The organism is Flavobacterium lindanitolerans (genome assembly GCF_002846575.1).
Taxonomy (GTDB): Bacteria; Bacteroidota; Bacteroidia; order Flavobacteriales; family Flavobacteriaceae; genus Flavobacterium; species Flavobacterium lindanitolerans.
Genome location: NZ_PJND01000011.1, coordinates 64,205 through 82,704 on the forward strand (window position 1 = coordinate 64,205; position 18,500 = coordinate 82,704).

The 18,500-nt window shown below is 38.5% G+C and carries 21 protein-coding genes and 1 riboswitch; of the genes, 8 read left to right on the forward strand and 13 right to left on the reverse strand.

Annotated features, from left to right (window positions below; all coding sequences use genetic code 11):
• Window positions 1–7: 7 nt before the first annotated feature.
• Together B0G92_RS15745 and B0G92_RS15750 are read left to right on the forward strand one after the other, a co-directional pair.
• Window positions 8–847: a phytoene/squalene synthase family protein gene (locus B0G92_RS15745; RefSeq protein ID WP_101472950.1), complete on the forward strand. Its 840-nt coding sequence runs from the start codon at window positions 8–10 to the stop codon at window positions 845–847.
• Between the two features lie 8 nt (window positions 848–855).
• On the forward strand, window positions 856–1,314 hold the full coding sequence (locus B0G92_RS15750; RefSeq protein ID WP_056072726.1) for a sterol desaturase family protein: 459 nt from the start codon (window positions 856–858) through the stop codon (window positions 1,312–1,314).
• Window positions 1,315–1,361: 47 nt separating this feature from the next.
• Here the strand turns inward: B0G92_RS15750 and B0G92_RS15755 are convergent, their stop codons facing one another.
• Genes B0G92_RS15755 through B0G92_RS15775 form a run of 5 tightly spaced genes read right to left on the reverse strand, consistent with a single transcriptional unit; the run spans window position 1,362 to window position 3,904 of the window.
• Window positions 1,362–1,895: a DUF4252 domain-containing protein gene (locus B0G92_RS15755; protein WP_101472983.1), complete on the reverse strand. Its 534-nt coding sequence runs from the start codon at window positions 1,893–1,895 to the stop codon at window positions 1,362–1,364.
• A 10-nt stretch (window positions 1,896–1,905) separates the two neighbouring features.
• Complete coding sequence (locus B0G92_RS15760; protein ID WP_101472951.1) at window positions 1,906–2,448, reverse strand: DUF4252 domain-containing protein; 543 nt, start codon at window positions 2,446–2,448, stop codon at window positions 1,906–1,908.
• Between the two features lie 34 nt (window positions 2,449–2,482).
• On the reverse strand, window positions 2,483–2,962 hold the full coding sequence (locus B0G92_RS15765) for a DUF4252 domain-containing protein (RefSeq protein WP_056072735.1): 480 nt from the start codon (window positions 2,960–2,962) through the stop codon (window positions 2,483–2,485).
• Window positions 2,963–2,967: 5 nt separating this feature from the next.
• Window positions 2,968–3,408 carry a hypothetical protein gene (locus B0G92_RS15770; protein WP_056072737.1) on the reverse strand — a complete coding sequence of 147 codons (441 nt, stop codon included), beginning with the start codon at window positions 3,406–3,408 and terminating at the stop codon, window positions 2,968–2,970.
• Complete coding sequence (locus B0G92_RS15775) at window positions 3,395–3,904, reverse strand: RNA polymerase sigma factor (RefSeq protein WP_101472952.1); 510 nt, start codon at window positions 3,902–3,904, stop codon at window positions 3,395–3,397. The genes B0G92_RS15770 and B0G92_RS15775 overlap by 14 nt, the downstream gene beginning before the upstream one ends.
• A gap of 135 nt (window positions 3,905–4,039) precedes the next feature.
• On the opposite strand from B0G92_RS15775, the gene B0G92_RS15780 reads away from it, so the two are divergent.
• Window positions 4,040–5,494, forward strand: a complete 1,455-nt coding sequence (locus B0G92_RS15780; RefSeq protein WP_101472953.1) for a S41 family peptidase — start codon at window positions 4,040–4,042, stop codon at window positions 5,492–5,494.
• A 57-nt stretch (window positions 5,495–5,551) separates the two neighbouring features.
• Here the strand turns inward: B0G92_RS15780 and B0G92_RS15785 are convergent, their stop codons facing one another.
• Genes B0G92_RS15785 through B0G92_RS15800 form a run of 4 tightly spaced genes read right to left on the reverse strand, consistent with a single transcriptional unit; the run spans window position 5,552 to window position 10,741 of the window.
• Window positions 5,552–6,526: a T9SS type A sorting domain-containing protein gene (locus B0G92_RS15785; RefSeq protein WP_101472954.1), complete on the reverse strand. Its 975-nt coding sequence runs from the start codon at window positions 6,524–6,526 to the stop codon at window positions 5,552–5,554.
• A gap of 6 nt (window positions 6,527–6,532) precedes the next feature.
• Complete coding sequence (locus B0G92_RS15790; protein ID WP_101472955.1) at window positions 6,533–7,828, reverse strand: T9SS type A sorting domain-containing protein; 1,296 nt, start codon at window positions 7,826–7,828, stop codon at window positions 6,533–6,535.
• A gap of 27 nt (window positions 7,829–7,855) precedes the next feature.
• Complete coding sequence (locus B0G92_RS15795) at window positions 7,856–8,905, reverse strand: YncE family protein (protein ID WP_245867918.1); 1,050 nt, start codon at window positions 8,903–8,905, stop codon at window positions 7,856–7,858.
• A gap of 3 nt (window positions 8,906–8,908) precedes the next feature.
• The gene (locus tag B0G92_RS15800) at window positions 8,909–10,741 is read right to left on the reverse strand and encodes a TonB-dependent receptor plug domain-containing protein (RefSeq protein ID WP_101472985.1); all 1,833 of its coding nucleotides are present in this window, start codon (window positions 10,739–10,741) and stop codon (window positions 8,909–8,911) included.
• Window positions 10,742–10,772: 31 nt separating this feature from the next.
• A riboswitch (cobalamin riboswitch) is annotated at window positions 10,773–10,965 on the reverse strand.
• A 312-nt stretch (window positions 10,966–11,277) separates the two neighbouring features.
• Here B0G92_RS15800 and B0G92_RS15805 point away from each other — a divergent pair.
• Genes B0G92_RS15805 through B0G92_RS15820 form a run of 4 tightly spaced genes read left to right on the forward strand, consistent with a single transcriptional unit; the run spans window position 11,278 to window position 14,819 of the window.
• Entirely contained in the window at window positions 11,278–12,423 is a 1,146-nt protein-coding gene (locus B0G92_RS15805) for an ABC transporter substrate-binding protein (RefSeq protein WP_101472956.1), read from the forward strand.
• Between the two features lie 11 nt (window positions 12,424–12,434).
• Window positions 12,435–13,466: an iron ABC transporter permease gene (locus B0G92_RS15810; RefSeq protein WP_101472957.1), complete on the forward strand. Its 1,032-nt coding sequence runs from the start codon at window positions 12,435–12,437 to the stop codon at window positions 13,464–13,466.
• Window positions 13,466–14,257, forward strand: coding sequence for an ABC transporter ATP-binding protein (locus B0G92_RS15815; RefSeq protein WP_101472958.1), 792 nt, complete (start codon window positions 13,466–13,468; stop codon window positions 14,255–14,257). Before B0G92_RS15810 ends, B0G92_RS15815 begins: the two co-directional genes overlap by 1 nt.
• A gap of 49 nt (window positions 14,258–14,306) precedes the next feature.
• Complete coding sequence (locus B0G92_RS15820; protein WP_101472959.1) at window positions 14,307–14,819, forward strand: hypothetical protein; 513 nt, start codon at window positions 14,307–14,309, stop codon at window positions 14,817–14,819.
• Here B0G92_RS15820 and B0G92_RS15825 read toward each other — a convergent pair.
• From B0G92_RS15825 to B0G92_RS15835, 3 genes are read right to left on the reverse strand one after another with little or no spacing between them, the layout of a single operon-like run.
• A complete protein-coding gene (locus tag B0G92_RS15825; RefSeq protein ID WP_101472960.1) occupies window positions 14,816–16,423 on the reverse strand; it encodes a class I SAM-dependent methyltransferase in 1,608 nt (535 codons plus the stop codon). The genes B0G92_RS15820 and B0G92_RS15825 overlap by 4 nt on opposite strands.
• Before the next feature lie 36 nt (window positions 16,424–16,459).
• Window positions 16,460–16,909: a tRNA (cytidine(34)-2'-O)-methyltransferase gene (locus B0G92_RS15830; RefSeq protein ID WP_101472961.1), complete on the reverse strand. Its 450-nt coding sequence runs from the start codon at window positions 16,907–16,909 to the stop codon at window positions 16,460–16,462.
• Between the two features lie 14 nt (window positions 16,910–16,923).
• A complete protein-coding gene (locus tag B0G92_RS15835) occupies window positions 16,924–17,493 on the reverse strand; it encodes a pseudouridine synthase (protein WP_101472962.1) in 570 nt (189 codons plus the stop codon).
• A gap of 112 nt (window positions 17,494–17,605) precedes the next feature.
• On the opposite strand from B0G92_RS15835, the gene B0G92_RS15840 reads away from it, so the two are divergent.
• A complete protein-coding gene (locus tag B0G92_RS15840; protein WP_101472963.1) occupies window positions 17,606–17,935 on the forward strand; it encodes a hypothetical protein in 330 nt (109 codons plus the stop codon).
• Between the two features lie 8 nt (window positions 17,936–17,943).
• Here B0G92_RS15840 and B0G92_RS15845 read toward each other — a convergent pair whose 3' ends face one another.
• The gene (locus B0G92_RS15845) at window positions 17,944–18,483 is read right to left on the reverse strand and encodes a YceI family protein (RefSeq protein ID WP_056072783.1); all 540 of its coding nucleotides are present in this window, start codon (window positions 18,481–18,483) and stop codon (window positions 17,944–17,946) included.
• Window positions 18,484–18,500: the final 17 nt, after the last annotated feature.

Here is an 18,500-nt window from a genome sequence, read left to right on the forward strand (position 1 = left end):
TACCCCTATGAAAGCTATTTTTGACCAAATTTCCTTTGATTCCAGTAAGTGTGTGACCAAAGCTTACAGCACTTCCTTTTCTTCTGCCGTAAAAATGCTTTCGCCAACTATACGACAGGATATCTACAATATTTATGGTTTTGTACGATTTGCGGATGAAATTGTAGACAGCTTTCATGACTATGACAAGGAAAAACTATTTGATTCTTTTGAGCAGGATTTTTATCGTGCGTTGCAAGACGGCATCAGCCTTAACCCGATATTAAACTCATTTCAGCATACGGTCAGAAAATACGATATCCCAGTTGACCTTGTCAAAACTTTTTTGGAAAGCATGCGATGGGACCTAACCAAAACAGGATGCGATAACAAGGACGAATACCACAACTATATTTATGGGTCTGCGGATGTTGTAGGACTAATGTGTTTAAAGGTATTCGTAAAAGGAGATACTTCAAAATATGAAGAATTAAAGCAGAGTGCAATGAGACTGGGTTCTGCCTTTCAAAAAGTAAATTTTCTGCGGGACCTGAAAGACGATTTTGAAAACCTGAACCGTACCTACTTCCCTAATGCCAATCTGGAAAAACTGGATGAAGCATCAAAAAAACAAATCATAGAAGAAATCGAAGCCGATTTTAAAGATGGTTACGAAGGCATTATAAAATTGCCTATCGAAGCCAAACTGGGTGTTTATACTGCTTATGTCTATTATAAAAAGTTACTGCACAAGCTAAAGAAAACACCTTCGGCTAAAATCCGAACTACACGCATACGGGTTCCCGATTATGAAAAGCTGAGCCTTTTTGCCAGATGCTATTTCAATTATAAGTTAAACATTTTATAACCTGTAGTATGTGGCTCCACCTGATTGTTTTTGTCCTTACTTTCTGCATCATGGAATTCATGGCCTGGTTTAGCCATAAATACATCATGCACGGTTTTTTATGGAAACTGCATGCAGACCATCATAAAAAAGACCACGATTCGTGGTTTGAGAGGAATGATGCTTTTTTTATCATCTATGCAGTTATCAGCATTATCTTTTTTCTTTTATGGCAAAACGATATTCTTGAAATAGGACTGGCTATAGGGTTAGGAATTTTTGTTTACGGCTGTGCTTATTTTTTGGTACATGACATTTTTATCCACCAAAGATTTAAACTTTTCCGAAACACAGATAATCCCTATGCCAGAGCTGTAAGGCGGGCACATAAAATGCACCACAAGCACATCGGTAAAGAAGATGGGGAATGTTTCGGAATGCTGTTGGTTCCTTTTAAATATTTCCGGCAGGAATTCCGTAAAAAATAAAAGCGCCCAAAACCGGACGCTTTTATAACTAACTGTAACAACCTAATCTAATTCGGAATCATTTTTTGTAACGGCTTTAACTGTTCAATATCCAGATTTGCCTTATTCAATACAGAAAGCATTGTCATTATGGAGTTTGGTGACATGTTTTTGCCCAATACTCTGACTATTGCAAATCCTGCATCGTTTTTATTCGCGAAAAGCACAAACTCATCAATCTTATCTTCTTCACCTACAAAATAGACGGCACCGCCTTCTTTCCCGGAATTGACCTTAATAAGCTCCTGATATTTCTCGTTCTTCAGGATATTCTTGATTTTAGCACGTTCTGCTTCAAACTTCGCCGGATTTTTTGCATCTGCCTGATAGGCCAGAATGTTCATCTTTTTTAAAGTTTCCAGCGCTGCGTTTTCTTCTGCAGAAATCTCGGACTTGTTCAGTCTCAATATATCCGTCGTAAGGTCAAGGGCAATAAAATCTTTCGATTCTGAGTTTTTAACAAAATACTGCTGTAAGGTCGGTTCTGAATTGCAGCTCCATAACATAAGGCACAAGGCCGCTACTATTGCAAGTTTTTTCATGGCTTTCATCTTATTTTGGGCCTTTCGGTCCTTTTGGTCCCTTAGGACCTTTTAATCCTTTTTTCAATGCATCTCCACCCGGAAGATTGTCTGTCAATGCTGATACGTCGTTAAGGTCAAAATCCCCTTTTAAAGACATCAGGACTGTCTCATCCTTGCCGCCGCCTTCAATGAACATTAACAGTTCTTTTACTCTGGTGGAAGAACCTCCGGACTTGACATAAATCTTGATATTTTTTCCTCCATCGTTAACTCTCATGAGTTCTTCCAGGGCTGCAGATTTAAGATACTTGTCAGAAGTCAGTTTCATATCAGACGTTACCTTTGGACTCGAGGTAACGAATACCCTCAGGTTGTCAAGCTTTTTGACCAGATTCATATATTGTTGAGCCTCTTTGTCATTCGACTTGACGTTTCCCATCATCTCAAACATCTTTTTGTTTACGATGACTGCTGTTACTCCTTCAAGGCCGTCATACTTGTCAAAAGCGGACTGCGCAAAAAAGCTAAGCGGCATTATTGCTAGGATTGCTGTTATTAAAAACTTCTTCATTTTAGTTGTATTTATTGATTTTTGTATGCATTTCTTATTTTGACAAACCGTCCAGACTTGCCAGATCAATGTCTCCTATTAGGGAAATCAAGACTGTTTCGTCGCCTTTTTTATCTCCTCCGTCGATAAACATAAGCAATTCTTTTACTTTAGAGGAACTTTTCCCTGATTTCATGTAAATCATTACATTCTTTCCTTCATCGTTTACTCTTACCAGTTCTTCCAGACCTTCTTTTTTACGGTATGAATCGAATGCAGATTTCATTTCTGCAGCTTTTTTAATACTTGAAGTAGAAAACAATTTGAAGTTATCAATATTGTTGGCCATCTTCATATATTTTGCTGCATCTTTTTGTTTTACGTCCGGTTTGATTTCTCCCAGCATTTCAAATGCTTTTTTGTTTATCACTACAGAAGTGATATCATCTTGTCCGTCAAATTTGTCAAAGGCTGATTGTCCAAAAAATAAAGTTGGAACTAAGGCTAAAGCCAGGGTAATTATAAGTCTTGTCATTTTTTCTAATTTTTAAATATTAAGTTTTTTGATTGTTGGTACTCATTAACATATTGCATACTTTCAACGCCTACATTCACATTCTTTGACAACAGGTTCAGGGCTTTTTGCGTTTCTTCAAACGCTTTTTCAGGATCATTATAGGTACCTAAATCCTCGCTCTGACTGATGTTTCGGTTGTAAAATGTAAACATGCCCAACAAAATCACAACTGATGCTGCAACCGACAGCCACGCTACCTGTAGTTTTTTAGATTTTAGCGGTATCTGCTGCTCAAACTTTTGCTCTTTTGCTGAAGAGAAATAACCAAACATTGCCTTGTAATGCTCCAAATGCTGCGCAACATCTGCAGATGAAAAATAAGCTTTTAACTCGTTTTCTTCGGCAATAGAGGTTTCTCCCTCAAAGTATTTTTCTAATAATATTTCTATTCTATCCAATTCCATAATTGTGTGTTTTTGTCATAAATTCTCTAATCGTCTTCCTTGCTCTTGAAAGCGCAACTCGCACTGCGGTTTCATTCATATCCATCATTTTGGCAATTTCTTCAAATTCATATTGTTCGACATCTCTAAACTGAACTATCATTCGTTGTTGTTCCGGAAGTCCGTTGATAATTTTCTCGACCCATCCTAAACTATCCCGGTCTTCAAGCTGTTTTTGCATTCCGGCCTGTCCGTCTGTATAATTATTATGTACAATCTGCAGATTTCCGGCTCTTTTCGATTTTAGCTGGTCCAGACAATAATTTTTTGTAATTGTCATGGCAAAAGCTTCAACACTGTTATACTTATCCAACCCGTTTTTTTTGTCCCAAAGCTTGACCAAAACTTCCTGAGTTGCATCTTCTGCTTCCTCCGTACTAACAAGCAGACGCTTGGCCAGCCTAAAGACTTTATCCTTAAACGGAGTTATTATTTTTACAAACTCAGATTGGTTCATTTTTGACTTTTAATTGGTCGGTTATATAATCAAGACGAGTCACTTTATTTTTTGTTACAAGAAAAAATTGAAATTAAGACTAAAACCTCTAAATTTACGTTAATTATATTGCTATCCCTATAAGATATTCTGTTTATGAAAAAGACTTTTATTTTCGCAATCCTTTTATTCATCGGAATTTCAAGCTTCTTTGCTTGTCAGGATGACCTTGATGACATTGAAGTTCCAAAAGAATTAAAAATTAACGATTTTATTTGGAAAGGCCTTAATTTATATTATTACTGGCAGGCAGATGTAACGGATTTATCAGATAGCCGATTTGCCAATCAGGGTGAATTAAACGCATATCTTAATGGTTTTAGCTCACCGGAAGATTTATTCTACAGTCTATTAAACAATTATCCGAATACCGACAGGTTTAGCGTAATTTTTAGCGATTATACCGTTTTGGAAGGTGTTCTTAGCGGAAATACGGCAAACAACGGAGTCGATTACCAACTGTTGCGAAAAGCAGAAGGTTCTGATGAAGTTTTTGGCTGGGTACGCTATATCATTCCTAATTCTGATGCTTCTTCTAAAGACATCCGACGCGGCGATATTTTTTATGCCGTAAACGGAACTCCGTTAAATGTCAATAACTACAGAGAACTGCTTGCAGGGCAGAATTATACTTTAAATTTAGCCGATTATGATAGCGGAAACATTACTCCAAACTCCCGTTCGGTAGCATTGACAAAAACAGACCTGGCTGAAAACCCAATCCTCATCAATAAGGTTTTAACTTATGATACGCACAAAATAGGCTATTTGATGTACAATGGTTTTTATGGCGAATATGACAATAACCTGAATGCTGTTTTCGGTCAATTCAGAGCCGAAGGTGTAACTGATTTGGTTTTGGATTTGAGATACAATTCCGGAGGTGCCGTAAAATCTGCAACTTATCTGGCGAGTATGATTACAGGCCAATTTAACGGACAGGTTTTTGCAAAACAGCAATGGAACGCCAAGATTGAAGATTATTTTAATGACAATGACCCGGAACAGCTCATCAACCGATTCTCAAACAGTATTGGAGGTAACGCTATAAACAGCCTGAACCTGACCAAAGTGTATATACTCACCTCAAAAAGCACCGCTTCTTCCAGTGAATTGGTCATCAACGGGCTGAAACCTTACATTGAGGTTGTTCAGATTGGAGACGTTACGGTTGGAAAAAATGTGGGTTCCGTGACCTTGTATGATTCGCCTTCGTTTGGAAAGCAAGGGCGTTCAAACCGCCATAAATATGCCATGCAGCCTATCTGTTTCAAAATTGTAAACTCGGCAGGATTCGGAGAATATCAAAATGGAATATCTCCTCCTACACCTCAGCCTGAAAACCTGGGTGACCTTGGAGTTTTGGGCGAACCTACCGAACCTCTTTTGAGCATGGCAATCTCACAGATTACAAACGCAGGAAGAAGAAGAATGCAACAGCCGGATAAAACATTCGAACCTTTCAAAGACCGCAAGTCGATGCAGCGATTTGGTACTGAAATGTATATAGATAAGGTTCCGGATGGAATTAAAGATTTTTTCAAATTTTAATCGATACAAAAAAAGGCTTCCAGATTGGAAGCCTTTTTTATTTGCAAACGATGGTGATTATTTAACAACCAACCGTTCATTAACCTTTTTTGTTCCTGTGGCTATTTCGACAATATAAATGCCCGAATTTAATTCCGAAACAGAAATAGCTTCTGCCTCCTGAATGTTGTTTTCAAAAACAATCCTGCCAGACAGGTCATAGATTGTTATTCTGGCGGTTTCTTTCAAATTTTGGATATAGAATTTTTCTGAAGCCGGATTGGGATAGAGCGCTATTCTCTTTTTGGCACTATCGCCAATACCCAATGTTACCTGATGGATTACGCCAACAGCATCCAGATCAAATCCTCCCGAATTAAACGGCGTAGGAAAAGAATCGTTTACCGCATTACCGTAGCTGTCATAAGTAGCATATAGCGGGTCTATCGAGCCTACTACATCTATTACTTTTATATGCGTGATTTTGTTCTTGTCCAACAGCTCATTATCAGGGATGTCTGTCAAATCAAAAGGCACTCCTTTGCTTCCGTATTTCCCTGCAAGGTTATTCAGGTAAGGTGCAGACGGTGTTCCAAATGTTCCTATCTGGGTGGCGGTTTGCGTTTGGCTATGGGCCGGAAATCTAAAAAAATGGATCCCGTCAGAACTTACTTCCACAAACCCTAACTCTAAAAAAGAAGGACCACCGTTTTCAAAAACAGCAAAATCAAATCCCGGTCCGTTAATGATGGGCAATTCAAATGTAAGGATTGCACTGCCTTCATCTCCCAGACACACGACGCTTCCGTTGGCAGGCCCTAGCGCGTTTTGAGGAACGCCTGCTGAAGCCCTGTTGCTTCCGGAAACAACAAGGCTCGGATTAGCCTTGTTGACATAGCCTCTTTCAACCGTAATGCCAGTAGCCCAGGCTACAAAAAGCGGGCTGTCTGGCTCCATAGCTGTGGAGCCCGCCACACCTGCTTCCGGAGCATACGATTGTCCCAAAACAGGAGAAAGAACCATGATAGACATCAGGGATAAGATTCTTTTCATCAGGTCTTATCTTTTTATTATTTTCTGAACGCTTGTCGCATTATCAATTGTGATTTCAACAACATACATACCCGGATTTAATTCCGAAATACCAACTCCGGACGTTGTATAAGACTGGTTTTTTATCAACCTTCCTGCCATATCATACATTTTTACCATAGCCTGCTTGTCTGTATTTACATATAAATAGTCGGTTGCCGGATTAGGATAAAGCACAATATTCTGTTTTGTATGTTCTCCGGTTCCCAGATTACTGTCAACAGCCTTAACAAAACCATTTGGCAACTTTCCTACCGTATAGGTATTCGACAAAGTGCCGTCTGTTGTTGTGTAAACATATACTTTACCATCTGAAACATAATTAACGGCATCGCCAACATATATTTTGTTGTTTATAACTTCCATGCCGTAAATTCCGTATTGGTTTTGCGGAGGCAATGTAAAGAAAGGTGTAGCTGGCACGGCTGTATCTGCTATTGATGCTTTGAAAACGTCTGCATTAATACTATAATACACATTGCTGCCATCAATTTTCAAATTCGATGGATGCTTCTGAGGAAAATCAACCTGTCCGATAACCGTTTGGGTTTCGGTATTTATTTTAACTAAAGCACCAAATGTTTCAGTTCCTGCCCAACTTGGTTTTCCTCCGCAAAGCACATATAAAATCCCGTCTTTTTCAACCATCGAATTTGGAACATCACCTACCTGAATGTTGCGTTCCAATGTATTTGATGTTGGGTCAATTACAGAAACTGTATTTCCGTAACCATAACCTCCCTGGTGGGCCACATAAATTTTTCCGTTTATTTCAAGAATTCTTTCAACACCTTCAGCCAAAGCAATATTCGTTTCGATTGTATTGGTAGAAAGATTAATTACTGCCACATAATCATCTGTTGTACTTCCTCCACTTCCCCAGTTGGTTACATAGGCTTTTCCGTTACTAAAAGCAATATATCTTGGGTTATTAAGTCCTGTATTGATGGTGGCTACATGCTGAAATGTCTGGTTATTGACAATCTTAATCGTGTTCGAAATATTCAAAACAATATAAGCATAGTCGCCATGAATAGCCATATTCTGGGCTGTATCTCCAAGGGCCCCTACTGTAGGATTTACAGTTGCATAAATATTATTTTGCAGGTTTCCAGTATTAGAAAGAAAAGAAACCGAAGCGTTGTTAGAACCGGCGCCACCTTCGTTCAGGATAAAAACACCATCATTAAAAGATTGTCCAAAAACCGGCAATGCGGTAAAAGATAATAAGCTGGCTGCAAGGAAGCCGTAAAGTTGTTTCATGGAATTGAGTTAAAAAAAAATTGATATTTAATTGAAATAAAAGCTGTTTGGTCCTACTCCTACTGTAATTGTGCTTAATAAACTTCCTGTTGTTGAATAAATATAAGCCTTGCTGTCTGAAGAAAAATCTCCTCCATCAGCAATATAAATCTTACCATCGTTTACTGCAAAACCGTACATTCTTCCGTATTCTGACTGGGATTCATACGTTAGCAATGGAGCAGACGGAGCTACAGTTGCATTAAGCGCCATGGCGTAAACAGCTGTATCAACGGTATAATAAATTTTATTGTCTTCAACATTCAGGTTTTTGGCTCCTGCTGAAGTTGATGCTGCCACAGTAATTGGGATTCCAACAACCATATTGGTAGCCAGATTGATTTTTGCAAGTTTTTCAGAACCCAAAACATATAAGATACCATCTTCTTCTTCAAAAGAATTAGGATTGAATCCTAACTGAATAGTAGCCTCTACATTATTGGTTGCCGGATTGAAAACAGTAACAGAAGTAGCATCACCATAAGCATAGCCGTTAGTGATATACAGCTTATTATTTTCTTCAATAATACGTTCAGACCACACCCCAAGGGTTTTAGTACTCGTAGAATAATCCGAAAGATTAATTACCGTTAAGTAATCGTCTGTTCCTGTCATCCAGTCTGCAGCATTGGTTACATAGGCTTTGCCATTGGCTACAGCTCCAAATCGAGGATTTTGCAGGTTGGTACTGATAGTTGCAATATATTCAAAAGTATAACGGTTAACGACCGTAATTTTATTGGCCGAACCGGAAATGATAAAAGCTCTGGTATTATCAAAGAACATTGGCTGAAGGTAGGTTCCTAACTCCGCTGCTCCCGGATTGACATTTCTGAATACATCCTGTTCAACAGCACCTGAATTACTGATAAAAGTGATAGAACTGGTAGTAATGGTTGAATTTCCTTCATTTACCACAAATACTCCATTGTCATACTGCCCTAATGACACATTTGGAGAATTGTCATCGCTGCTACAGGAAGCCAAAAAAAGTGAACTTGCAAACAGCATTAAAAAAAACTTATTTAGCTTTTTCATATTTTAAAAATTTAAAGTTAGATACATATTAAAATTTCTTCCGGGTAGAAACCTGCTTTCCACACTGGCATAGTTTTCATTCAAAAGATTCAGCACCTGAAAACCTACAATCCGGGAATTCTTATTTCCAAAATCGTAACTGACAGAGGCATTGCTTACAAAATAAGCATCGATATTATATCTTGAATTATTGTCAGACCTTGTAAAGACTTCACCGTTATATAGGCATTGGTAATCCACAGCCAGTTTCTTCCATGAATAACTCAATGACGATGTAGCCTTATGGTAAGGAACATAAATCAATTGCTTCTTTTTTTCCATGTCTTCCGAAACGGTATAGGCATATGTCCCATTGAACAGCAAGTGATGATTTCCAAAATTTTTAGACCATGTAAGCAGTGCTTCACCTCCATAGGTACGTACTTTGTCGGTGTTTTGAGGCGACCAGACAGAACCGTTTGGAATCCAGCGCAGCATGTCTTTAATATCGATATAATAACCGGTTAATGTAAGTTCGAAACCTGCAAAACGAAACTCATTCCCTATTTCTGCCTGATAGGAAGATTCTGGTTTTAGGTTTTCATTTCCGCCCGGTTGCCAATATAAGTCATTAAAAGTGGGCACCCTGAAGTTTTTGGAACCATTTAATTTTAAGGTATAAAAATCAGAAGCAGCCCATTTCGTCCCTAAAGAAAATAAGAACGGACTTTTGTAATTATTGGTTAACTCTTTTCTGACACTGAGTTCATAAAGTATTTTTTGTGTCAGCTTGTGCTTAAACAGCAGGCTGGCAGAACCAATGTTTCTCTGTTCATTTTTAATATCAGAACCTTCTCCCTTGTTCTGTGTAAAATCGACAACCGCATTCAACTTAATGGCATTACCGGCATCAAAAGCAAGGTCATATTTCCCGATATAGGTTCTAACCTGCCCAAAGGTGTAGGCATTGGAACTGATATTGCTAAAATATTTATATTTTTCACTTAAGGCTGCAAATTTTACTTTGGAAACAAATTTGCCAAAGAAACTATCCCATTCCAGTAAATTTCGGGTATTCAGGTCCTGGTATTTGGTCCTGATTTCAGAGGGAAAAATCAGCGAAAAATGCCTCTCGCCTTCAAACACCTGACTATATAGTTTTAAAAAATTGGCATCATTAATCTTGTAGCCAATCGCCGCATTCAGGCTGGTATTATAATATTGGCCGTTCAGGTTTTTGCCATCAGCATCTACATAATCATAATCGTTATCCGAACTATTTCTGGAAAGACTTACCTGAACGCTGAATTTTCCATCAGAAGCATCAATCTTGTAGTTTCCACCATAGGTGTTGAAACTCCCGTAATTCAACCGAAGTGTATTGGAAAAATGCTCTTCAAAATTAATCGTGTTATTGAGATGGATACTCCCGCCAATTGCACTACTTCCATAAATTGAACTTCCTCCTCCGGCACGAACAGCAATCGAATTAAAATCTCTTGTGGTAATAGTATTGAAATCAGTCTGCCCGTTCAATTGCGAATTGATATTGATTCCGTTCCAGACAACGGCAGTTTGTTGCGCAGTTGTTCCCCTGAAAGAAGGAGAAGAAACCATACCAAGACCGTTTTCTTTAAAATAGATTACGGAATTGTAATTCAGTAATGAAGTAAGCGAAGATTGGTTTTTGTTGATAATCGAATCCGTTAATTTCAATACAGACTGCGAATCCGAATAATCCTTAAGCTGTAAATCTGAAATCTCTACAACTTTTAAATTATGGATGCTGTCATATTGTGCCAATGCAGATTGGCAGATACAGAAAAACAAAAACAGGTATAGCTTTCTAAAAATCATAATTTTCGAAACCTTTTTCCCGAAGGTTTGATAATTGTTAAGAAGAAAGGCAGGTCTCCTGGCTTGCGTCTTGCTGTTTACCTTCCCATCCATGAGGACAGTGGTTTGTAGATAACAGCGAGCTAAATAGCTTACAGTTGCGGGAACAGCTTTGGTTTTACACCAAATTCCCTTTTAATGTGATTTGTAACATTTCAATCACAACCTTAATTCGAATGCAAATATAAAGCATTTGATTTTATTTTTTCAAAAAACCGTAATGGAATGCGTTTTTGAGTGGTATTTTTTGTTTTATTTTTATTTTTTCATTCGATTACAAAGCATTTTTACAATGCAGATTTTTTTATTAATCAATTATCTTATCCCAAGAACAAACACCAATAAGTTTTATATTTTTATTGCTTTGCGGCTCTGAGTTTTGCGTGAAATAGATGCCTGCAGAGCCGTAAAGTTCCTCCCAGGATTGAAAAATCAAAAAACTGCTGTCGGTTCAATACAATAACTTTTATCTTTGCGGTCTTCACAAAAACTTTTTTATGAAATCATTTCTTTCAAAATATTCTTTGTTCCTGTTATTGCTTTTTGCCGTTGCATGTAAAAAAAATGAACCTGTCAGTTCCGGCATTTCTGAAGTAAAAACCCAAAATAGCATACGTTACGCCAAAGGATTTGAAATTTACAAATATGAAAATTTTTCTATCGTAAAAGTTTCAAATCCCTGGCCGGAGGCAAATAAAACCTTTACCTATGTACTTCATAAAAAAGGAGTTTCATTGCCGGATAGTTTAAAAAATTATACTTCACTTCAAGTCCCTGTCAAGAGCATTGTGGTGACTTCAACAACGCACATCCCCTCTTTAGAGATGTTGGGAGTTGAAAATACTTTGCTTGGTTTTCCTGACACCAACCTCATTTCGTCAGAAAAGACCAGAAAACTTATTGATGCCGGTAAGGTTACCGAAATTGGAGCCAACCAGAGCCTCAATACGGAAAGGCTGATTGACCTTGACCCGGATGTCCTTGTAGGTTACAGTAGTGGCAGTGATACCAAAACATATGACAATTTGCAGAAAAGCGGACTGAAAGTTTTTTTTAATGGAGATTGGATGGAAGAATCACCTTTGGGCAAAGCCGAATGGATTAAGTTTTTTGGTGCCTTATATGGAATGGACGAAAAAGCGGACCTCTTGTTTACAGAAGTAGAAACAGCCTATAAAGAAGCGACAGAATTGGCCAAAAAGGCAAAAACCAAACCTACAGTTCTGAGCGGTGCCATTTATAAAGAGCAATGGTATATGCCACGGGGCAACAGTTGGGCAGCATCATTCCTTAAAGATGCTAATGCGGCTTATCTTTGGGCTGATAGTGAAGGAACAGGAAGTCTTGCACTTTCTTTTGAAACCGTTATGGAAAAAGCCGAAAATGTTGATTTCTGGATTGGTCCGGCCCAATTTACCACGTTTAAGGAAATGGTAGAAAGCAATCCTAATTATGCGCATTTCAAAGCTTTTAAAGATAAAAACATCTATTCTTTTAGCAGTAAAAAAGGGAAAACAGGAGGCATATTGTATTATGAACTGGCGTCCAATCGTCCTGACCTCATCCTGAAAGACCTCATCAGGATTTTACATCCTGAACTCCTTCCCGACTACGAACTGTATATTTTTGAAAAATTAAAATAAAATCAACGATTTTGCAGCAAGATAACCGAAATAGGATTCTTTTCACAGCTTTGCTTGTCTGTCTGGCTGTTTGTTTTTTGCTGAACATCAGTTTAGGTTCCGTCCATATTCCTGTTGCCGACATTGCCAGTTCTCTTTCCGGCGGGCAAGCCAGTAAAAATTCATGGGAAATCATTATCTGGAACTACAGATTGCCTAAGGCCATAACAGCTATATTAGTGGGTATGGGCTTATCAATAAGCGGCTTGCTGATGCAGACATTATTCCGAAATCCGCTGGCTGGCCCTTATGTTTTAGGATTGAGTTCCGGAGCGAGTCTTGGTGTTGCCTTTATAATATTAGGTTCGGGCTTGCTTCCCTCTTTTTTAAGCGTATTTTTTCTTTCTTCCTACGGAATTGTTTTGGCCTCCTGCTTGGGCAGCCTTATGGTATTGTTAGCGGTATTGGTTGTTTCGCAAAGGCTTCGCGACACGATGGCTATTCTTATCGTAGGCTTAATGTTTGGAAGTTTTACCAGTGCAATTATTGGTGTACTCTCTTATTTCAGCACAGCAGAAGAACTGCAAAAATTTACTTTCTGGTCATTGGGCAGCCTTGGTAATCTGTCATGGACTAACATTCTGATTCTATCCGTATGCTGCTTAATCGGGCTTCTATTGAGCGCCTTGTGCATCAAACCTTTAAATGCCCTGCTTTTGGGTGAGCGTTATGCCAAAAGCCTCGGTATTAATTTCAAAAAAACACGACTGATTATTATTATAGCTACAAGCCTGCTGGCAGGTAGCATTACTGCCTTTGCAGGTCCAATTGCTTTTATTGGGCTTGCTGTTCCGCATATCTCAAAAATGGTTTTTCAAACCAGCAGCCATTATATACTATTTTGGGGCACGCTCCTTTTTGGCGCCATTATCCTGTTAGTCTGCGACACGGTTTCACAAATGCCGGGAAACGACTTTACTCTACCCATCAATGCGATAACGTCTATTGTAGGCGCACCAATCGTAGTGTGGCTTTTAGTTCGTAAACGAAAATTTATGATTTGATGAATAAAGGGAAGACTATACTAAAAGCGGGAGAATTGAGCATTGGATATATCTCAAAAAAGGAGAAAAAAACCATTGCTTCTCATATCGATTTGGATTTAAAAGCAGGAAAACTGATTTCTTTAATTGGAGCTAACGGCATAGGAAAATCGACTTTACTCCGTACGATAACCGGAATCCAGAAAGCGCTTTCAGGCCATGTGATACTGAACGAAAAAGATATCAGGAACTACAGTCCGTCGGCTTTAGCGCAACAGCTTAGTATTGTATTGACTGAGAGCCTGCCCCCTAGCAATCTTACCGTTTTTGAGTTGGTCGCTTTGGGCAGACAGCCCTATACTAACTGGATTGGAAAACTAACAGCATACGACAGGGAAAAAATAAGGGAAGCCATGGAACTGACACAGGTCAGCCATCTGGCTCATAAAAAACATTATGAAATCAGTGACGGACAATTACAAAAAGTTCTGGTAGCTAGAGCACTGGCTCAAGGCACTCCCCTGATTATTCTGGATGAGCCAACAACACATTTAGACCTTCTTCACAAAGTTTCTTTATTAAAACTGCTCAAAAAACTGGCTATAGAAACGCAAAAATGCATCTTGTTTTCAACCCACGATTTAGACCTTGCCCTACAACTGAGTGATGAAATGATTGTAATGATTCCTGAAAAGACGTTGCAGGGAACACCTGAATTCTTAATCCGGACAGGAATACTGAATTCTCTATTTAAAGACGAAAACATCATTTTTGATACAGAAAAGGCAAAATTTATTCTTAAAAATCTATAAAATCATCGCCGTATAGCCTATCTTTGATAAGACACTAAAAGCAGATTCGATGAAATTTTGTCTTTCTATCATATTCCTCTTCACCTCAATTATAACCAATTCCCAGGTTCGGCTGGAATTGACTCCAAAAGGATTTGAACCCAATCCGCTAAGGGGAAAACTTCCTGCTATGACTAATGAGAAATTTATTGAAGGTACACAGCTTTGGATACAGGAGTTCAGCCGTGGTGAGGCAGATATTTCAGAAGTAACTGAAAATTCACTGACAATTGATGCTTTCAGAGACAATGCCTTTTTTTACAGAAGCCTTGGAGACACTTTTTTTCAAAAAGTAAAATACCGCATCAAAGTTGCCAAAGAAGGAAATGAGTATGTACTCTCTTTTCAGATTACTGAAATTTATTCCAAAAAAACATTATTGAAATCAGGCATTACTGATTATCTCACCTCCGATGGAAAAACAAAAGATGGCTTTCAGGATGTAAAACCATCCATTGAGAAAACCGTAGGCATCATATTGGATTCTTACTTCAGGTATATGAATTATTTTGCCAGGACTTAATTTCCTTTCAGGAGGTTAATGCTTACCGTAGCTATATCCGAATCAGGAAATTTTCTAAAAACAGCCTTGTCCGGAAACAAGCCTGCTTCTGCCGCTATTTTATTAAACACGTCTATTTCTACAATATATTGGTCGGAAAATCCATGTGTGGCATCATAAGCAGTTGCTGCCGTTTTTCCAATGTTTTTAGCCGCAAGTGCCGGGTTGATGGTATGAAGTTCTATTAACAAAAGCCCAAATTTCTTAACGTAAGGTGACCATTTTTGCAGATGTTCCAAAAGATTATCTTCCACTTTGTTGTTCGGGATTTTGGCTCCCCTGAAGGCAAAAGCCCCGGTAGAGCTACTTACTCTGTCTTTTGAAATATGCCTGGGTTCTTCCCAAATACGGTTATGGTCAAGAAAGGTCCTGACATTGAGTAAATCTTTCAGGTCGATGGCATAATTTTCCATTAAATCCTGCGACAACAGGTCGGGTCTACCGATATCACCCCAAATTACCTTAGCCCAGATATCAGCCTTAATCAGGTTGGCCCGGGTTACTTTCAAGGCCGCTTGATTATAGTCGGCTCCCACAAGAAACAACGGATATTCATCAAGCATTTTTCCTCGTAATGTTTGCCTGTCAATGACTTCAAAAATATGCTGTAAAAAAGCACCGTTTCCGCAGCCCATATCTAAAATTCCCTTAGGCTGTTCTTCAATCGGGCGATTGAAAAGCTGTATGATGATTTCATCTACAATTTTAAAATAAGTATCATGTGCCCCACCGCTTCCCCAAACATTCATTTCGCGGTCAACATGAATTTCATTTTCACCATCGCCTATCATTCGCAATATGTTCGGGTCACCAAAAATCAGCTCTTCAATTTTGGCAAATGTAGGCAGGTATGAAACCGTAACGCCATAAGCACTCGCTCTTTTGGCAAAAAACAGTCCGGTTTCCGTAAATTGATAGTTCCCGTTCTTTTCCCGAAACCAATCCAAATAGGTAAAAAAGTTTAATATTTTTTTAAAGCTTTCGGGGTTCTTATGAAATTCTTCCGGCCTGAAAGAAGTTTCCATAAAATATTTGTGAAACATGCCGTTCATGGCCAACCGCACAATTGTTGGCCCTATGAGGTAGCCTTCAATATGTTTGAGGATTTGTTTCTGTACCTCATTTTCCAGAACATCATCAGAAAAATCAATTCCATAATTAAGCTTAAATTTTTCAAAAATCTGGTCCAATCTCTCAAATGGGGCATCTTCAAAAATTCTCGGATGGAATTGTGTTGAAAATTGCAAAAGGTCAACCGCATCCTGATAAAGAGGTACCATTGAAAATGCTGTTGGTGTTTTATCATTTATAGTAAAATGAATGCCATCCGTAGCATTGTCAATATGATAATCCAGAAAACCCTGCGAGCACAATACGCGCAAACCAACATTCAGGTAACCTTCATTGGCTTTGAATCTGGTTTTTAATTCGGTCAGGTTGGCCTGCCTGTTCTCCAATATATATTCGAGAACTCCCTTATTTTTTAAAGCAATAGCAACAGGAGCGACAGCCAGGCCGTCGAGATGTCTGAAAATAGAACTGCGAAGGTAGGATTTGTCAATCATAGATATTTGAAAAAGCTTCCTCCAAATATACTGTTTTTAGATGGAAATCTGTCTTTTGGCTTCACCTATTGCAAAGGCTACTGAGTTTGCAAGGTTATAGCTCCTTACCAAAGGCGATATAGGAATAGTCAGATGGTTTTCGAATTTATCCAGAACCTCTTTACTTAACCCGACTGATTCTTTTCCAAAAACCAGCCAATCGCCATCCTGAAAAGATTCCTTCAGATATGATTTTTCACTATGGGAACTAAACAGAAAAACCCTGGACATGTCTGGTATTTGCTGCATCCATTCTTCAACAGACTGGTATTCTTTCCAATCCAGGTGTACCCAATAATCAAGACCGGAGCGTTTCAGATTTTTATCCGTAATCTGAAAGCCAAAAGGATGGATAAGGTGGAGGCGACTGCCTGTGCCAACGCACAAACGACCTATGTTGCCCGTGTTGTTGGGTATTTCTGGTTCTACAAGAACAATATTCAGCATATTTCAATTTTTAATTATAGTGAGAATTGGTTGACTTCTTTGACTTCTCCCGACTTTAGATTGTCGAGATACACATTGCCTACCCTAATCCTTATCAATCTGAGTGTTGGAAATCCTACGGCTGATGTCATTTTTCTGACCTGGCGAAACTTTCCTTCATTTAACGTAATGGAAATCCAACTGGTAGGGCCGTGGCGTTCGTCTCTTATTTTTTTAGAGCGGGGTTCAAAGCCGGGATCCTCTATTTTAAAAGCATCACAGGGATTGGTGACATATCGTATTCCGTCAAAACCTATCTCAACTCCTTTTTTAAGCTGTTCGATGGCTTCTTCTGTTATTAACCCGTCAACCTGTGCATAATATTCTTTGGTTACTTTTTTGCTTCTCACCAATTCACTCATCAATCCGTCTGTTGTCAAGAGCAGTAATCCTTCGGAATCTTCATCCAGCCTGCCAATTGCCATTGTGCCTTCCGGAAAATCATACAGTTCTCCCAACAGTTTTTTCTTTCGTTTTAACTCATAGATGAACTGGCTGAGATAGCCATAAGGCTTATGCAATAAAAAATGCTTGTGGGCGGACATAAAATATTTTTGCTGCAAATTTACTATTAACTGCAAATTAAAGCAATGTTAAAGCTGTGGCTTTTGTTTTTATATCGTCGTAAATTAACAAGTAGAACCAAAAAATCAAGTTATGGCAACATCAGGCAAAGACATCGGAAATAAAAAATGGAACGGTGAACAGGAAAAACAAAAAGGAGAAATCAACGAAGGTTTTAGCGGAGAAAATCTTCCGGAAAATTATAACCCCTCCAAAGGGAAATTAAAAACAGAAATAGAAAAAGATGCGGATGGCAATACTGATATTGTACAAAGAGCCCGTCCTGGAAAAAACCTCAAAACAGATAAAGACCTGAAAAACAAAAAAAATCCGGAGAACCGGGATAAAAACTCGGATATTGATCCTAACCGTTATCCTTCGTCACATCCGGAAAACAAGAGAAATCGGGGCAATATGAAATAAAGCCCTGATTAATCTTCTTCTTTGTCAAATTCAATATTGGCATGGATTTTTAATTCCTCGCCTATTATCAAATGTCCGCTTTCAGTCACATCATCGGCCAAAATCCCGAAATCTTTTCTGTCAAGCTTTCCACTGATTTCAAATCCGGCTTTCATTTTACCAAAACCATCTTTTGCCTGTCCGCCAAAAACAGCATCCAGGACAATTTCTCTGGTTACAGATTTAATGGTTATGTTTCCTGTAAGCTTATAATGGTCACCTTCTATTTTTTTGAGGCTTGTTGAGCTAAAATTAATTTCAGGAAACTGGTCGGCGTCTAAAAAATCTTTTGACTTGATATGTTCATCTCTTTCGATGTTGTTCGTATCAAAACTATAAACATCAATAGACAGCGCTATTTCAGCCGTTTCGAAATCATCATTTTTCGTTGTCATCTTTCCATTAAAAATCTTGAAAGCTCCTGAAATATGCGAAATCAGCAAATGTCTGATTCGAAATTCTATGTTGGAATGATCGGGATCAATAAACCAGTGTGTAGTAAAATTCATAATTATATTCTTTAGTG

Excerpts from the sequence above, each read along its gene's own strand:
- B0G92_RS15745 (WP_101472950.1), top strand. The coding sequence starts at position 8 with ATGAAAGCTATTTTTGACCAAATTTCCTTTGATTCCAGTAAGTGTGTG.
- B0G92_RS15750 (WP_056072726.1), top strand. The coding sequence starts at position 856 with ATGTGGCTCCACCTGATTGTTTTTGTCCTTACTTTCTGCATCATGGAA.
- B0G92_RS15755 (WP_101472983.1), bottom strand. The coding sequence starts at position 1,895 with ATGAAAAAACTTGCAATAGTAGCGGCCTTGTGCCTTATGTTATGGAGC.
- B0G92_RS15760 (WP_101472951.1), bottom strand. The coding sequence starts at position 2,448 with ATGAAGAAGTTTTTAATAACAGCAATCCTAGCAATAATGCCGCTTAGC.
- B0G92_RS15765 (WP_056072735.1), bottom strand. The coding sequence starts at position 2,962 with ATGACAAGACTTATAATTACCCTGGCTTTAGCCTTAGTTCCAACTTTA.
- B0G92_RS15770 (WP_056072737.1), bottom strand. The coding sequence starts at position 3,408 with ATGGAATTGGATAGAATAGAAATATTATTAGAAAAATACTTTGAGGGA.
- B0G92_RS15775 (WP_101472952.1), bottom strand. The coding sequence starts at position 3,904 with ATGAACCAATCTGAGTTTGTAAAAATAATAACTCCGTTTAAGGATAAA.
- B0G92_RS15780 (WP_101472953.1), top strand. The coding sequence starts at position 4,040 with ATGAAAAAGACTTTTATTTTCGCAATCCTTTTATTCATCGGAATTTCA.
- B0G92_RS15785 (WP_101472954.1), bottom strand. The coding sequence starts at position 6,526 with ATGAAAAGAATCTTATCCCTGATGTCTATCATGGTTCTTTCTCCTGTT.
- B0G92_RS15790 (WP_101472955.1), bottom strand. The coding sequence starts at position 7,828 with ATGAAACAACTTTACGGCTTCCTTGCAGCCAGCTTATTATCTTTTACC.
- B0G92_RS15795 (WP_245867918.1), bottom strand. The coding sequence starts at position 8,905 with ATGAAAAAGCTAAATAAGTTTTTTTTAATGCTGTTTGCAAGTTCACTT.
- B0G92_RS15800 (WP_101472985.1), bottom strand. The coding sequence starts at position 10,741 with ATGATTTTTAGAAAGCTATACCTGTTTTTGTTTTTCTGTATCTGCCAA.
- B0G92_RS15805 (WP_101472956.1), top strand. The coding sequence starts at position 11,278 with ATGAAATCATTTCTTTCAAAATATTCTTTGTTCCTGTTATTGCTTTTT.
- B0G92_RS15815 (WP_101472958.1), top strand. The coding sequence starts at position 13,466 with ATGAATAAAGGGAAGACTATACTAAAAGCGGGAGAATTGAGCATTGGA.
- B0G92_RS15820 (WP_101472959.1), top strand. The coding sequence starts at position 14,307 with ATGAAATTTTGTCTTTCTATCATATTCCTCTTCACCTCAATTATAACC.
- B0G92_RS15825 (WP_101472960.1), bottom strand. The coding sequence starts at position 16,423 with ATGATTGACAAATCCTACCTTCGCAGTTCTATTTTCAGACATCTCGAC.
- B0G92_RS15830 (WP_101472961.1), bottom strand. The coding sequence starts at position 16,909 with ATGCTGAATATTGTTCTTGTAGAACCAGAAATACCCAACAACACGGGC.
- B0G92_RS15835 (WP_101472962.1), bottom strand. The coding sequence starts at position 17,493 with ATGTCCGCCCACAAGCATTTTTTATTGCATAAGCCTTATGGCTATCTC.
- B0G92_RS15840 (WP_101472963.1), top strand. The coding sequence starts at position 17,606 with ATGGCAACATCAGGCAAAGACATCGGAAATAAAAAATGGAACGGTGAA.
- B0G92_RS15845 (WP_056072783.1), bottom strand. The coding sequence starts at position 18,483 with ATGAATTTTACTACACACTGGTTTATTGATCCCGATCATTCCAACATA.